Origin of the sequence: Oscillibacter sp., from assembly GCF_028693505.1 — a bacterium.
Classification (GTDB): Bacteria; Bacillota; Clostridia; order Oscillospirales; family Oscillospiraceae; genus Oscillibacter.
The window spans coordinates 1-15,932 of sequence record NZ_JAQUVF010000034.1; the positions used below are offsets into that span (position 1 = coordinate 1).

At 56.4% G+C, this 15,932-nt stretch carries 12 protein-coding genes; all 12 read right to left on the reverse strand.

The features are described from left to right. Positions 1–276: 276 nt before the first annotated feature. The 12 genes from PHI30_RS09190 to PHI30_RS09245 all read right to left on the reverse strand — a co-directional run bounded on the left by PHI30_RS09190 (position 277) and on the right by PHI30_RS09245 (position 15,772). Positions 277–1,143, reverse strand: coding sequence for an aldo/keto reductase (locus PHI30_RS09190; protein WP_300026908.1), 867 nt, complete (start codon positions 1,141–1,143; stop codon positions 277–279). 5 nt (positions 1,144–1,148) lie between these two features. After that, a complete protein-coding gene (locus tag PHI30_RS09195; RefSeq protein WP_300026910.1) occupies positions 1,149–2,018 on the reverse strand; it encodes an AraC family transcriptional regulator in 870 nt (289 codons plus the stop codon). A 155-nt stretch (positions 2,019–2,173) separates the two neighbouring features. Further along, complete coding sequence (locus PHI30_RS09200; protein ID WP_300026913.1) at positions 2,174–4,597, reverse strand: pyruvate formate lyase family protein; 2,424 nt, start codon at positions 4,595–4,597, stop codon at positions 2,174–2,176. Positions 4,598–4,615: 18 nt separating this feature from the next. Next, positions 4,616–5,548: a glycyl-radical enzyme activating protein gene (locus tag PHI30_RS09205; RefSeq protein ID WP_300026916.1), complete on the reverse strand. Its 933-nt coding sequence runs from the start codon at positions 5,546–5,548 to the stop codon at positions 4,616–4,618. Positions 5,549–5,645: 97 nt separating this feature from the next. Continuing rightward, positions 5,646–8,048, reverse strand: a complete 2,403-nt coding sequence (locus PHI30_RS09210) for a formate C-acetyltransferase/glycerol dehydratase family glycyl radical enzyme (protein ID WP_300026919.1) — start codon at positions 8,046–8,048, stop codon at positions 5,646–5,648. A gap of 276 nt (positions 8,049–8,324) precedes the next feature. After that, positions 8,325–9,623 (reverse strand): TRAP transporter large permease, encoded by a 1,299-nt coding sequence (locus PHI30_RS09215; protein WP_300026922.1) that lies wholly within the window; start codon positions 9,621–9,623, stop codon positions 8,325–8,327. After that, on the reverse strand, positions 9,620–10,168 hold the full coding sequence (locus tag PHI30_RS09220) for a TRAP transporter small permease (protein ID WP_300026924.1): 549 nt from the start codon (positions 10,166–10,168) through the stop codon (positions 9,620–9,622). Before PHI30_RS09220 ends, PHI30_RS09215 begins: the two co-directional genes overlap by 4 nt. Before the next feature lie 147 nt (positions 10,169–10,315). Then, positions 10,316–11,362, reverse strand: coding sequence for a TRAP transporter substrate-binding protein (locus PHI30_RS09225; protein WP_300026927.1), 1,047 nt, complete (start codon positions 11,360–11,362; stop codon positions 10,316–10,318). A 338-nt stretch (positions 11,363–11,700) separates the two neighbouring features. Next, a complete protein-coding gene (locus PHI30_RS09230; protein ID WP_300026930.1) occupies positions 11,701–12,078 on the reverse strand; it encodes a cupin domain-containing protein in 378 nt (125 codons plus the stop codon). 20 nt (positions 12,079–12,098) lie between these two features. Continuing rightward, positions 12,099–14,054, reverse strand: a complete 1,956-nt coding sequence (locus PHI30_RS09235; protein ID WP_300026933.1) for an FAD-binding protein — start codon at positions 14,052–14,054, stop codon at positions 12,099–12,101. Positions 14,055–14,072: 18 nt separating this feature from the next. Further along, positions 14,073–14,840: a 3-ketoacyl-ACP reductase gene (locus tag PHI30_RS09240; RefSeq protein ID WP_300026936.1), complete on the reverse strand. Its 768-nt coding sequence runs from the start codon at positions 14,838–14,840 to the stop codon at positions 14,073–14,075. A gap of 35 nt (positions 14,841–14,875) precedes the next feature. Continuing rightward, a complete protein-coding gene (locus tag PHI30_RS09245) occupies positions 14,876–15,772 on the reverse strand; it encodes a shikimate dehydrogenase (protein ID WP_300026939.1) in 897 nt (298 codons plus the stop codon). Positions 15,773–15,932 lie beyond the last annotated feature (160 nt).

Here is a 15,932-nt window from a genome sequence, read left to right on the forward strand (position 1 = left end):
CCAATCCGCTTCTTCGCTCAGCCGTCCACGGCGCACGGGTTGCATTGCGCTTGTCGTCATAATCTCCTCCTGTTTTTTAGGCAACACCGCGCGGAAGGCAGAATGCCGCCTTCCGCGCAGAACACGCGGACGCCGAAAACGCGGGACGCGGAGGGGCGCTGCCCCTCCGCACCGGCGACTTTCCCGCCGCGTATGCATTTGACAGGAATTTTATAATACGAAACCCGAAATGTCAACCGTGGGAGTCGATCAGGGGCCGTGCTTCCAGGGTCCTTTTCAAAACTGATTTGCTAGCAGATGGATCGGCACGCCGACGCCGCTGTGATCCCAGTCCACCGGAATTTGTTCACATTCCGGGCAGCAGAAGGCGTCCATCCGGCAGTCATCCGCGGCCTCCATCTTGAAATCTAGGGCGGCGAGGTTTGCGTCGATATTTGCCGGTGTCAGTGACTTGACAATGGTTTGCAGCCGCTTTTGATGCGCCAGCCAGTTTAAAATGACCTGATTCTGGGTGCATCCATATTTTTTTGCCAACTCCAGCAGCAGCGGATACTGCTTTTGCGCCGTCCGGTTTCTGCGCAGCGGCTGATAGCAGACAAAGCGAATGTTGCGCTCCCTGCAATCCGCCATCACGCCGTTGGTCTCATAATTTCTGCACTCAAAATTGTAAATGCCCTCGAAGAAATCCAACGTACCCTGTTCCGTCAAACGTTTCCAGTCTTTGGGGGAGACATTGCTGGCGCCCACATAGCGCACCTTCCCCTCCCGCTTGAGGCGAAAAATTTCTTCGTACATCGTCTCCAGCGGAAGATCGGTCTCAAAGGGATTGTGGACCTGATAGCAGTCTACATAATCCGTGTGAAGCTGTTTCAGGTATGCGTTCAGCTGTCCTTCCACCGCTCCGGCCGTGTGAACGTTTGGCTCCACATAGGTGCATAAAAACAGCTTTTCCCGGTCAATTGTTGGGAAAAAGGCGCTCAGCAACTCCACAACGGCCCCGTCGGCGTAGGAAAATCCAGTTGACAGAAAGTTTTGTCCCCGCTCAATGGAATAGTGCAGTCCACTTAGCGCCGTGGCCTTGTCGCTTTGCTCCAGTCGGTACGTTCCGATTCCCACGGGAAAAATCTCATCCAGCTTTACCATGTCGCTCACTCCTGTCCGCCGCGGCCTTTGCTGCGCAGCGCATTTGGCGGACAGCCGTAGTACAGCTTGAACCGCCGCGAAAAATAATGGATGTCGCAAAATCCAAGCTCCTCCGCGATCTCGGAGACGCTTTTCCCGGAAGTATAGAGCAAGCGGCTGGCCTGCTCCATTTTCAGCATCTGCGTGTATTCCTTGAAGCTCATGCCTGTCAATTCCAGAAATTTTGTGGTGAGCTTGCGGGGTGACACGTAAAGTGCCTTTGAAATTTCCTGCAAGGAGATATTGCGGCTAAAATTGTGCGAAATGATATTTTTAATATCCTGCAATAAAAATGCATCCGAGTCTGTGGCAGCGGACTGGCTGCGGCCGTGACTGAAGTCGTACAGCTCCAGCAGATTTTCCAGAATCATCACACGGTTTGCCATCAGGATCTCCCGGCCGCCCTTAATCCCGGCAATTTTCATCTGACGGAAGAGTCCATGCAGCTTTTCATGAAAGGATTTCGTGTAGCAGGATTCGCGAAGAACCCCATTGATTGCATCGATATCCTCAGCTCCTACGGCGCCGCCGCCGTTGAAGCTGAAGCCCATATACGCAAGGTGCAGGGTTTCCGGCCCCGGATTCAGCAAATGGTGCTTTTGAAAGGGCGGAATCAGCAGCCCGCAGCCCCGTTCCACCACGATTTCCTTGTCCCCAAAGTAATAGATGCCACGGTTTCCTTCCAGATAATTGTAGCACCAGCCGGTATACCGATGCGTCAGCCCGCTCTCCTTGCCGTCAAATTCCACGTATCCCAGAAAATCGAGGGCCGCCGAAACCGGATTTTGCAAATGAATCCGCTTATTGAGCATGTTGAATTCTTCTTCAATCACCATGGTGTGCTTCCTCTCCCCCGCCGCAAATGGAGTTTGCGCAAAGTGCGCGCTGCGCAGGATTCGCGTGTAAGAATATATAAATATAAGAATAATCGAATGTGCAAACAGCCAATTAGCGGAAAGAAGGACCTTCTTTCCGCTAATTGGGTTCGTTTTTACAGGGAGTGCTCCGTGCGCTCGATGATCTGATCCTGCAAGCCCTTGTCCAGAGAGTTGAAATACGCGCTGTATCCGGCCACCTTTACCACAAGGTCCCGATACGCCTCCGGCTGCTGCTGCGCCAAGCGCATTTCCTCTGCGGACAGGATGTTGAACTGCACCTGATTCCCCTTCAGGTCCACGAGATAGCTCTTAATCATATCCGCAAACCGCGTTCCGCGCAAGTGGTCAAACCGTCCGTAGGCATCCGTCAGCGCACTTGGATGGAAGCGCAAATTCACGATATTCCCGTCAATAAAGCGGGTGTGATCCACCTTGGAAACGCTTTTGAGCGTGGCGGTGGGGCCATGGGTATCCGTGCCGGCATGGGGCGAAATATTATCCGATAAAGCCTCGTGGGCGCAGCGCCCGTCCGGGGTGGCGCCTACCGTCTCCCCCTCGGGGACGTTGGCGGTCAAACCCTGCAACGACGTTCCGAAAACGCCGCCGCGCCATGGGGTATACTGTTGGGCCTCTTCGGCAAACAGATTGCCCAGCCGCACCGCGTATGCGTCCACCTCATCCACGTCGTTTCCGTACTTGGCCAGGCGGCGCGCCAGCGTCTGCACTTCCTCGCCCCGTTCACCGCCCCAATTATCGTCCAAAATTTTTGTGAATTCCCGCAGCGTCAATTCTTTTTCGTCGAACACCAGCTTTTGCAGCGCATACAGTGCGTTGCAGGTGTCGCCCGTTCCGTGGCCCTGCAAGATCGTATGAGAGTAGGGGGCGTTCTTTCCGCCGCCCATGGACATATCGCAGCCCATCTCGATCCGGTAATCCAGCAGACCGGAGGTATAGGGCGTGGGATTCAGCGCGGCGTCCGTTGCGGAGGTGATAGCCGTCAGCTCCACGATGTAGCTCATATACAGGGCCAGCTGGCGGTGGAATTCCGCCATAACGTCCTCGATGGAGTGGTACTCCTCCAGCTTTTTTGTTTCAAAGAGCTTCATGCCGGTTCTGGGGTTCACGCCCTCGTGCAGCATGATCTCCAGGATTTTAAGGAAATTGAAATAGCAGTCTCCGCCGGTGAACGAAAAGCTTTTGCCGGGAACCACGGCTTCCGAACAGCCGCCGATGGCATATTCCCGGGCATCCTCCACCGGAACGCCGGTCTTGACCAGCGCCGCGATGATCGCCTCGTCGGAGAAAAAGGCTGGAAGGCCGCCGCCGTGCTTCACCAACGCCTCCACCGCATGGACGATAAGCGCCTCCGGCGTATCCTGATTGACCCGGAGAATGGGGGTGGGCTGGGGAAGGCGCGTTTCCTTCAGGACGTCCAAAAACAGCTCCGTCAGCTTGTTGGAGCATTCTTTCCCCTGCCGGTCCATGCCGCCCAGCGTAATGGTCATGAACATGGGCGCGCCGCTTTTAAGCCGGGTCTCCGGCCAGGGACGGACCTTGTTGAACCGGCTGACTTTGATGTAGAAGCAGTCGATCATCTCCAGCGCCGTCTCCGGCGTGATGGCGCCGCATCTCACATCCCTTTCATAGAAGGGATAGAGGTACTGGTCGATGCGGCCCAGCGAAATGGAGTGGCCGTTGCTTTCAATGTGGATGAGCAGATGCAGGAAATAGGTCAGCTGCAGCGCCTCAAAGAAATTGGACGGAGCGGAGCCCGCGAGATGACGGCAGGCATCCGCCGCCCGTTTCAAGGTTGCCTGATTCTCTTTTTTTGCCGTAAAGACCATCTCCTCGGCCTTTTCGGCAAATCGGAGGAACCACTGCTCCACTGCGGAGTAGCTGATGGTCACCGCGTCTAAAAACAGCTTTTTTTCAAACGCATGCGGGTCCTCCCGCAGGTTTAGCCCGGCCCGGGCCTCCTCCGCCTCCCGCAGGACGCCGGGAATTCCCCCGGCCATCATCTTGAAGTAGTCCGGGACGATATGTCCGTCGCCAGCGGATTTCCGAACGCCGTCATAGAGCACGTCGTTCAGCCGGAAGGCGTTGGCGTCCCATCCCTTCAGGATTTCCTCGGGAAACATGCGCTCCGTGGTACGGACTACCCGGTCCTCATGAGTCCGTCCGCGCCAATAGGGTGCGATCTCGCGGATGAGCGTCTTTGTTTCATCGGTGACGTAAAAACGGTCGTAGGGCCGCTTTTCAAACTCATCCAGCTCATTGACCAGAAAGTCGATGCTGAATTCCGGGAACAGCGGCGCCGCGTTTTCCCTGGTGGCGTGATTTCCCACAATCAGTTCGTTCTCATCGATTACAATGCTCATCTGATTCAGAATATCCCGCAGGGCAATGGCTCTGCGAATCACTGGCGCCTCCCCTTCCGTAGACCGGTAGGAATCCGTGACGATTCGTCCCCGCTCCCCGCAAACATAGCTTGTGGCTGCGGCTGCCTTGAGCCGCAAATATGTAACCCGCTCACTCATCGTTATTTTGCCTCCCTTTCAGGTATGAACGACTTTTACACCCAGCGTTTCAAACTGCTTTTCCAGTTCTGCCATCCGCTCCTCGGCAGGCGCTGCCACGCGGCGGATTTCCGGCTCGTAGGTCATGTCCAGATTCGTATATTTGGCTTTGCCGAACTCGTGATACGCCAGCAGCTCAAGAGGGATTTCCCGCCGGAGGCTCCGGATGAAGGCCGCGATGGCCGCAATGTTTTCCGGATCGTCATTATAGCCTGGAATCACGGGCAGGCGCAGCAGCAGAGATTTTTGCGGATATTCGTCGGCAAGAATGCGGATGTTTTTTAAAATCTGCTCGCTGGGCACGCCCAGCACCTCCCGACTGCGCCCGGAATCCACCAGCTTGATGTCGCAGAGGAAGTGGTCCACGTAATCCGCCACGGCGCGCAGCGTCTCCTCGCCGGCACAGCAGGTGGTCTCAATGGCGGTGGAAATTCCAAGTTCCTCTTTGGCGCCCCTGAGCAGTTGCAGGAGATACTGCGGATGGGCCAGCGGCTCGCCGCCGCTCACCGTCAAGCCGCCGCCGCTGCGGAAATAAAAATTCTCATCCTTTGCGACGTCCTTTAAGACCTCTTCCACGGATTTTTTCTCGCCAAACACCTTGTAGCAATCCATACGGCAGGCCGTCACGCACGCGCCGCAAAGGTCGCACGCGCTCCGGTCAACGCGGATCCCATCCTCTTCCAGACAGATTGCCTGTTTCGGGCAGGCGGCGACGCAGCGTCCGCACCGGCGGCAGAGATTTTGATTGTGGGACAGCACGCTGGTGAACGGCTGTCCCTCCGGATTCGCGCACCATGGGCACCGCAGTGGGCAGCCCTGTAAAAACACGATGGTGCGGATTCCCGGCCCGTCGTGTACAGAATATTTCTGGATGTTAAAGACATTGGTCTGTTCCTTGCACGGCGTACGCATACGAGATTCCTCCTGCCAAATTTGTCTTTTGGACCCTGCGGGCGAGGCCCGGAACGCGGCTCCACGCGCCGCGTTCCGATTTCAACGGCCTGATTTTTTAAATTGTGTGGAGCGTTCTGTGGATCAGATGGTCCTGCACATCCTTGCCCAGCTCCACAAAATAGGCGCTGTATCCCGAGACGCGAATCAAAAGGTCCTTGTGCTTTTCGGGGTGCTGCTGCGCGTCAAGGAGCGTATTGCCGTCCAAAATGTTGTACTGCACGTGGAAAATGCCGTAATCGTTGAGAGAATGATTGAAGCTGACGAATTTTTTTAAATTTTCCTCGTTGTTTACAATGTTCGGCGCAAATTTCAGGTTGAACACATAGCCCTGCGGCAGCAAGGATGCGTCGATCTTGGAAAGGGATTTGACCACGCTGGTAGGACCGTTCAGGTCCCGGCCCTGCATGGGGCAGATATTATCGTTGAGCAGCTCGCCGCCCACGCGGCCGTCCGGCGTCGGACCGGTCCGCCAGCCAAAGCCCACGTTCCCCGTCAGGTTATAGACGCTGGGCACCCACTTGCCGCCCCGGGGATTCTCATAGCCCTGCATGGACTCATAATAATCCCGCACCACAAACACGGCTTCCTCGTCCGCGGCATCGTCATCATTACCAAACTTGGGAACGCGCTTGATGAGCATCTGCCGCAGCTCCTCGCCGCTCTCCCCTGCAAAGTTGCTGTCCAGCGCGCGCAGCAGTTCTTCCATAGAGACCATGCGGTCCTCAAAGACGGCCTTTTTCACCGCTGCCAGAGAGTCGGAGGCGGTGATGGGGCCGGCAGCCAGCGGAGACGTGTGGTTATAGATCGCGCCGCCGCCGGTGAAGTCCCTGCCGGAGTCGATGCACCCGTCCACGATCAGCGAGTAGAACACGTGGGGCACCAGCTCCGTTTGGATGTTGTCCAAGACATTGTCCAAAATAGCCAGCTGTTTGACAAAGTAGCGTACCTGCTGGGAGTAGGCCTTGCGCAGGTCCTCCATACTTCGGAAGGTCCGCGGATCTCCCGTGTGAGGGCCCATTTGCAGATGGATGTCGGGATGGAAGTCCTTTCCATCGTAGTACCAGTGCTGCACACCGTCATGCATGGCAAGGTCGAAGCACATGGCCATGCACAGATTGCCCATGTTTCCGCCGGAGCAGGTCTTGCCGCACACAATGATCTCCGAGCAGCCCAGATCGCCGTAATCCCGGGCATCCTCCAGGGGAATCCCCGCGTTTTGGAGGGACTGAATGATGACGCGGTCGGTAAAAAATTTGGGTTTATCTCGTCCGGCTGCCGCGTGGGCGCAGCACTTTTTCAAAAACCGCTCCGGAATCAGGGGATGGTTGCGTACTGCGATATCCGGCTGCATCAGTCGCACATCCTCATCCGCGTCGATGCAAAGGTACGACAGCTCGTTGGTCACGTCCTTGCCGTTTTTGTCCACGCCGGAGAGGGTGATTGTCTGCCCCACGCCGGGACCGGCAAAGATCATGGCGCCCTCATTGCTGTAAATCTTGGTAATGGTGGCGGTTTGGAGATACAGGCAGTCCAGCAGCTCCAGCGCCTTGTCGTCATCCAGAAGCTCCGCCTGCTTGTCACGCAGGTAATAGGGGTAGAGATACTGGTCCATCCGCCCCAGACACACAGAAAGGCCGTTCACCTCGATTTGGGGGATCACCTGCACAAACCAGATGCACTGCAGCGCCTCCCAGTAGTCCCGGGCCGGCTCCATGGGCACGCGGCGGCAGTTTCTGGCGATGCGCGCAAGCTCTTCCCTGCGGTCTGCGTCCTCTGTCTCCGCGGCGGTCTTTTCCGCCAGTTCCGCATAGCGGGCGGCGAAAATTTCCACGGCCTTGATAGTCTCCAGCTCGCCCTGATAAAAAATCTGCTTGCGGTAATAGTCTGCGGCGGTCTGGTCCAGCGCGGCCATCCGCTCCTCAATTTCCCGGCGGACGCCGTGAAAGCCCTTTTCCAGAATCTTTGGGAAGTCGGGGATGAAGTGTCCGTGTCCGGACATGAGATAGTTGGCGTTGGAGATGATACCGTATTGCAGGCTGCGCTGCACACTTTCCGGAAGAACACTGTTGGCACGGTCCCGCACGGTTCTTCCCTTCCAGTATTGCAAAAGCTCCTTCAGCTCCGCCACCTGTTCGGGGGTAATGGCAAATTTGTCGCCGGGACGGGTCGCCCAGCTCTCCATCTCACTGAGCGTGGCATCCCATTGAAACTCGGGAAAGATCAGTCCCGCCCGGGAACGTTCGCCCTGATTGCCCACCAGCAGTTGACCGTCGTGGATGTAGATCGGCATTTCCCCCAGAATCTTTTGAAGCGCCTTTGCTCTGCGCAGCGGAGAGGCCATCCCCTCCGTCTCCCGATAGGACTCCGTGACAAGTCGCGCCCGCGCCGTATCCACGGTCCGGTCAATGTGAACCTGCTTGCGGATGCGCTCAACTCTCTCTTTTCTGCTTAGTTTCATCTCTTCACCCCATCAATCAAACGAAATTTTTCATACAGAAAACGCCGGAGCCGGATTCCGCAAATTTTACCGTCCGCCCCAATTCTTGCTTTCTATTATAGCAGTCGTCATCCAAACTTTATGTTGCATATACGACGTGTTTTCTAGTTATATTGTGTAAAAACGCGCACATTTTTTGTATAAACCCGCTTTGTGAAAATATGCCACGAACAGAGGTCTGCTCATGGCATATTTTACAGCGGTCAAAGCACAGCGAGTTTCTCTCCGCCGTCTTTATCAGATATCCATTCCCAGCAATCTGGGCAGGGCCAGCGACAGGTCCGGGAACACGATCAGCAGGACCGTCATCACGATGTAAACGATGATGTAGGGGACAACGCTCTTGGAAATAGCCTCCATCTTCACCTTCAGGGAAGAAGAGGAGATAAACAGCGCCACGCCCACCGGCGGGGTGATGATGCCGATCAGGTTGCCGATCAGAAACACTGCGCAAATGGCATAGGGGTTGATGCCAAAGGGCGCCAACGCGGCCACGGCTGTGGGCGCCAGAATGATGCACAGCACGATCAGGTCGATAAAGCAGCCCATGATCAGCAAAACCAGCAGCAGGAACAAAAGGCCCAGAATGGGGCTGACATTGCAGATGCTTGTCAGGACCGCGATAAAGAACTTGGTCATGCCGCTCATGCTCATCACGTAACTGATGACGTAAGAGGAAGCGCACAGCAGCAGCACGGTGGCCGCTGTCTTGCTGGCGTCCGTAAAGATATCCCGCAGCAGCTTCAGGTTCAGTCTGTTGTACATGATTGCCAGCAGGAAAGAGAACGCGGAGCCGATGGCGCCAGCCTCCGTGGCGGTGAAAATGCCGCCGTACATGCCGCCGATCACCACCACCGGCACGGACACTAGAGGCAGGAATCGCAAAAACGCGCTTCGTTTCTCTTCTTTGGTGTAAACCTTGTCGCTTCCGCCAAAGCCATGCCGCCTGGCCATCCAGATAATGGTGAACGTCAGGAAAACGACCGTCAGCAGGCCGATGGAGAGGTCCACCATGAACAAAGATCCGATGGAAAGGCCTGTGGCAACGCCCAGCACAATGCAGGTCACGGACGGCGGGATCAGCTGACCCAGCGGTGCGCAGGCCGCAATGGTCGCTGCGGTCCAGTCGGGGGGATAGCCGTTATCCACCATCTCGGGCCCCAGCATCTTGCTGAAGGTCGCGCAGGTGGCGTTGGCGGAACCGGTGAGCGCGCCGAAGATGGCGGAGGCATAAACAGCGATCAGCGCCAAGCCGCCCTTCTTTTTTCCAATAGACGGTTTCAGCGCATCCACCAGCAGTCCGGCAAGGCCGGTCTTTTGATAAATGACGCCCATCAGGGTGAACAGGAAGATGGCCAGCAGCGTGAAGCTGCCAAAGCCGGACAGAACACTTTTGATAACCAGAGACATTTTCAGCCCGGAAGCCGCCATTGCCAGCGCACCGGCGCCGCCCAAAGCATAAGTAATGGGTGTGCCCAAAAACAGCATCAGGAAAAAGGTGACAAAAAAGACCAGAGCCAATAAACCTGTACTCATGCGTTTGCACCTCCATCCTCTTCTTTACTCTCGGGCGCGGGTCCGTATTTTTCAAAATACGTGCCGAACCAGATATCCAGAATGCAAAGCGCAATCCGGATTGCGATCATGATAAAGCCGAATACCGCCGCACCGTAGACCCAGATGAAGGAATAGCCGTAATACACCGTTCTCTGGGCTGCATACTTCGGGATATTGATGATGCCGTACTGGACGCAGGGAAGCACAAAAATGTAGTTTGTCAGGTAAACCAACGTGAAATAAATCTTCTTGAACAGCAGATTTTTGCTGGCCATGACCTTTGAGGGAAAAATCTCCACGTTGGGGTTGTCGTTGATGGAAAACAGATAGCTGCTGCCCAGAAAGCACAGCCACATATGGAAGGTCTGTGCCAGCTCCGTCTGATACGGGCAGGAAAGGCGGAAGAAATACCGGCCAAGGACGCACCAAGTCATCAGGACGAACAGTGCAACGCCCATCACCAGCATCACGGTCTTTTCAAATGCCGCCAAGCCGTGGTCAATTTTATTAAGTACAGTTTTCACAAGGGTCCTCCTCATGCGTACGCATAATCAAGCTTTTGCCTGTAAGCGGCGGGGGAGGTCAGGGCCTCCCCCGCGTGATCTGCAAAGCCGCTTTGCGTCGGCTGAAAATGTAAGTCAGCGCCCATATTGACAGGTAAATGCCGCTTCTTAGTTCGCGTTGACCCATTCAATGACGTCCTGACCGATCTTGTCGGCATAGGTCTCGAACAGACCGCCGTCGGTCAGAGCCTGCTTAAACTCGGAGTTATCCTCAATTTTGATGACATTAACATTGGCAGCCTGCAAAGCGTCGGCAGCGGCGCCCTTGGCATATGCCTGCCCATTGGTAGTGGAATACACACAGGCCTCGTGAGCGGCTTCCCAAATGATGTCCTGATATTCCTTGGGCAGTTGATCAATGAGTTCCTTGGAGGCCAGCAGGGGGTGGAACAGCTGCAGCCAACCGGCCTTGGTATAGTTGGGCGCCACTTCATAGAACCGCATGGCGAGATAGGTATCGACCTCGTTTTCCATACCGTCGATCACGTTGGTCTGCATGGACTGGTAGCACTCGTTGTAAGAAAGCGGGGTGGCCTGTGCGCCCATCATGCCGATGGCGTCCACCTGAATCTGCGTCTGCATGGTGCGCAGCTTCATGCCCTTCATATCTGCAAGACACGTGATGGGCTTATTCTTTACGGTCAGGAAGTTGCGGTCGCCCACGGACGCAAGGTCCAGGCAATACAAGCCCAAATCCTCCACGGTGTCCATATGCTCACGGGCAACATCGGACTGGGTGAAGGCGATTGCCTGATCCTGATCGCGGAACAGGAACGGGCAGTCGGCAAACACGAATGCGTCGGTGAAACCCGCCATAACGGCGGAGCTCACGCTGGAGAAGGCCAGCTCACCGTTTTGCATCATTTCAATGTACTCCTGCTCGGTGCCAAGCTCACCGCCGGGATGGATATCGATGATGACGTGTCCATCTGTCCGCTCTTCCACCAGTTCCTTCAGTTTGTCGAACCGGGTGGTGTGCTGGGAGTTGGGGTCCTCCGCCACGGTATAGGCGGCCAGCAGGGTATATACGGTATCGTCCGCTGCAGGGGCCTCGGGAGTTGCCGTACCGGAATCCTTTTCGGAGGAACCGCCGCAAGCGGTCAGGAGAGAAACGAGCATCAGCGATGCGAGAATCATTGACATTGCCTTTTTCATGATCTTCTTTTCTCCTTTCAAATATCCACATACAGTGATGGGTTGCGCGCTTTGTAATTGTGAGTATAGCACAAAGCACTTTTGAATGTTTGTGCTATTCGGAAAGGTTTTTGCGTTTTTTGGCACAGTTTTCGTGTATCTTGCCGACTGGCCGGCAATTGTCCATTCTTTTCTGGTTTCAACTCGTATTTTTTCCGTTTTCCCTGATTTCTTTTAACTTTTGGCAATCCGCCTCCCTCCTGTTTTTTTGTGCTTTTCCTACTGCTTCTTTGTGTTTTTACAGCTTTTTAAATGGACAAGAGTGCCGTTGGTTTTTGTGTAAACGCGGCAGGAGCTGTTTATTTAAGTTCTCCGCGCAGTTCCTGCTCCCAGTGATCCACCACGGTCTTCGGCGCATAGACAAACATCATGTGCAGGTCTTTTGTTCCGGTATTTTTCAGCTCGTGGGGCTCACCAGCGGGCAGATAGATAAAATCCCCCTCTTTGACCGTCTGCGTTTCACTGCCGACGGTCATCTCCCCCGTTCCGCGCAGGATCGTATAGCTTTCCACCGTGGGATGCTCGTGCTTGGGAACGGAGCCGCCGGGGTAGATGACCACATAGCCCTGGCAAAAGAGCTCGCCGTTGATGCAGCCGTTTTCTCCCAGCATGACCCGCGTTCGGCGTCCCGCTGGGAATTCCGTTCCCTTGAGCTCAAAAATGTTTTCTTTCAGCATATCGTTTTCCCCCTTTCTTCTCAATGGACGTTTCCATCTTCCCGATAGTCCCTCCAGACATTTTCAAAGAAGTCATCCTCTCGCGGAATGGGGCGGACCGGCCGCCATGTGTAAGTGCACCGTCCCGCCTTATAGTGGGCCAGCTGGACCACGTTGTCGAACGCCTCCTCGTCCAGCGCGTAGGTAAACAGCTCCGGCAGCGCCGCGTAGGGGCGCGCCCCCTCGTCATCCCGGTACATGGCGGACCCGCGGCTCTTTCCTCCCGCGGCGATATAGTCCGCCATGGCGCCAAGGTAGGTCAGCTGGCAGATGAGTGCATCTCGATAATGATATGCTTGGCCCAGTCCCGGGATATCCACGGCGCGGGTTTCCTCGCAGAAATTTTCCAAATGCCCGCGCACCGCGTCCATTTCCTCCTGAATCCGGCGCAGGTCCCGAATGGGGCCGCCCACCCGGCTCATATTTTTCTGTGCCTGCGCCCAAAGCCCCTGCGCGGTCTCCTCAGCGCCCATAATGCTCGCATACTGCTTGAGGTAGATGGGGAGGATTTCCCCGCAGGCGGTTTCAAATCCAGCTTCGTCGGGCGGAGCCTTTCTTTTGGCTGAAATAAACCGCGCCGCCCGGAGCGAGCCCACCTGTCCGGCATTCAGGGCGCTGCCGCCGGGCCGGTACACGCCGTGGGTCCCCGCCGCCTCCCCGGCGGCGAACAGGCCCTCCACGCCGGTCTGCCACCACACGTCCACATCCAGTCCCCCGTTGTTATGCTGGGCGCACACAGCCACCTCCAACGGTTCTTTTGCAAGATCCACGCCCCGATTCCGGTAGAACTCCGCCGCCGGCGCGTTCATGTGCTGCAGGCGCTGGATGGGGGTGCCAAAGTCGGCGCCCGCGTTTTGCAGATACGCCCTTGCCTGCTGTCCCAGCGCGTCAAAATCTACCAGGCAGCCGCCGGGGTTTTGCGTATAGTCCAAAAATACCCGCCGCCCCTTCAGGCAGCACTCCATGTAAACCAGAAGGTCGATGATGGACGAACCGTCCTGTATCTTGCGCGCATCAAAGGGCCACTGGTAGCCCTTGAGAAACACCTTTGTCAAAAGGTCCGCCTTGTCCGGGAAAAAGTCCAGCAGGAATTCCCGCTCATTTTCTCCGTTGAGGTCTGTGGAGTAAAACCGGGGCAGCACCTGCATGTAGCTGCCGGAAACGTTCCAGCGGGGGTGCAGGGACGCCAGCCCGTACTGCCATTCCGTAAGATTTCTTCCCGCAGCGCCTGCCTCCAGCGCAACGCCGGTCATCCCGTAATGCCCTTTGGGATAGGCGGAGTCCGCGTACATGCCAGCAGGACCGCCTGTCGCCCAGATAACATTGGCGCAGCAGATGGCCGCATAGGCGGTCTCCCGGGTCTTTGCGGCAAGGTCCAGACATAAAACGCCTTTCACGCTTCCCTTTTCCGTGAGGATTGCCAGCACCAGAAAGCCGTCCAGAATGGGAATGCCCCTGCCCCGCACGGAGCGCTCCAGCGCCTCCGTCATTTTGCGGGATGTCAGCGGACCGACGGAGGTGGCCCGGCGGCGGGGATCGTGATCCGTTTTATAGCCCACATATTCGCCAAAGCGATTGACGGGGAAGGGAACGCCCAGCTCGCAAAGCCGCAAGAAGGATGGAGCCGAGTTTGCCGCTTCGGCCAAGGCGATATCACCGTCCACACAATGTCCGTCAAAAAGCGTTTTTGCCATCTCTCCCACGGAGTCCGGTTCCTCTCCGGAGAGCGTCAGCTTGTAATAGGTCTGTTTGTCGGAGCCGGTGTTGCGGGAGGTTCCGCGATTCATCCCCTCTGTGATCAGAATCGTCTCTGTGCAGCCAAACTTCCACAGCTGATCCGCCGCGTTCAGTCCGGCAGCGCCGCTGCCCACCACTACCGTGCCTGTTTGCAGAAAGCGCAAGGGGTATCCGCCGGTTTGCTGGATGCGCCAATCCATTCCAATCCCTCCGGTTTCTTACAATTTTTGAATATGCATGCCGCCGTCCACAAAAATCACCTGTCCCGTGGTATAGCGGAAGCTGTTGGTGCAAAGCGCCGCCGCCGCCCGGCCGATGTCCTGGGGCAGGCCCCATCTTGCAATCGGGCAGCCGCCGCCGGCAAACATCGCGTCATACTTCTCCCGGACTGCGGTGGTCATGTCGGTTTGAATGACGCCGGGCCGAATTTCGTAAACAAAAATCTGCTCCGGGGCCAGACGGTCCGCGTAAAGCTGGGTAAGCATGGACACACCCGCCTTGGAAACGCAGTACTCTCCTCGGTTGACGGAGGTTACGGTGGCGGAGATGGAGCTGATGTTGATGATACTCCCCCGGGCGCCGTCCTCTGCTTCCTGCCCCAGCATCTGCTTTGCCACCGCCTGCGTCAGGAACATGGTCCCCCGCGTATTGGTGCCCACCACGCGGTCAAAACTCTCCTCCGTCATTTCCAGCAGATCCGCCCGGACCTTGGGCGCAACGCCCGCGTTATTGACCAGCACGTCGATCCGGCCCAGCCGTTTGACGGCCTCCTCCACACAGTGGCGGCTCTCGCACGTGTTGGCAAGGTCACCTTGCAGGTAAAAAATTTCACTGCCGCTTTTTTGCAGCTCCTCCAGCGTTGCGGCGTAGTGCTCCGCCGGGCTGGACCCGGTGATTGCCACGTCATAGCCAGCGGCCACAAGCTCCCGGACGACGCCCAGTCCGATTCCCCGTCCGCCGCCGGTGACCATTGCTTTCTTATGCATCCTTCTTCCTCCTCGTTTTTTTTCCGCACACGGCTTCACTTTTTTGAATCCCAAAATTGCAGCACGTCCTGGCGCATCTGGTCCGCAGAGACCTTCACGCCGGTCCAGTTGTAAAAAGAGCAAGCGCCCTGATGTGCCAGCAGGTCCAGCCCCGCCACCGTTCGGAATCCCCGTGCGTCGGCTTCTTTCAGGAACTGTGTGAATCGCGGCTCGTAGATCGCGTCGAAGAAAATGGTCCCCGGCGTAACCGCCTCGTATGGAAACACCTCATGGAGATCGCCCTTGCCCTTCATGCCGTTGGGCGTGGCGTTTACCACCAGCTGGCAATCCGGCAGCTCCCCCAGCCATGCGGCGGCATCCCAGTCCACCAGTCGGATTTTTACTTTGGGGCACTTTTCATCGATCCGCGTGAGGAAATGCCGAAAGCTCTCCACAAAGGACGTGTGCGTCATCATGTTGGCCACCACGATCTCCCCGACGCCTTGCAGCGCCGCCTGCGCCACCGCCGCCCGGGCAAAGCCCCCCGCTCCCATCACGAAGGCTTTCTGAATGGGCGTCCCGCCGTCGTTTTTCTCCTGCACCGCGCTCCAAAAGCCGATGCTGTCCGTGTTGTAGCCGGTGAGCTTTCCGTCCCGGTTGACCACGCAATTCACCGCACCGATGATCTGCGCCTCCTCGCTGAGCTGATCCATGTAGCTCAGCGAGGCTTCCTTCACCGGCATGGTGAACACATAGCCCTGCAAGTCGATCAGCTTCATGGCAGTCATCACCTGGTCGAATGTCTCCAAATTCGCCTTGCATGCCAGAAATACATTGTCCATATGGAGCCGGTCAAAGGAACTATTCATAATGACCGGGGACATGGAGTGGGAAATGGGGTCTCCCAGAATGGCAAACAGGCGGCTCTTTGCGTTCACAGTCTCTTCTCTCATTGAAAACCCTCCCAAGAACGTCTATTCAAATTTGGGCTCAACTCCAAAGTTTGTTGATGAAAAGGTCTGTGCTATACTGGTACAGGTGATTGTAAATGGTAAATGGATTCACAGACATGATAGCTGGTTCCCTCAATCTGAAAGAACCGTGGTATGTTGA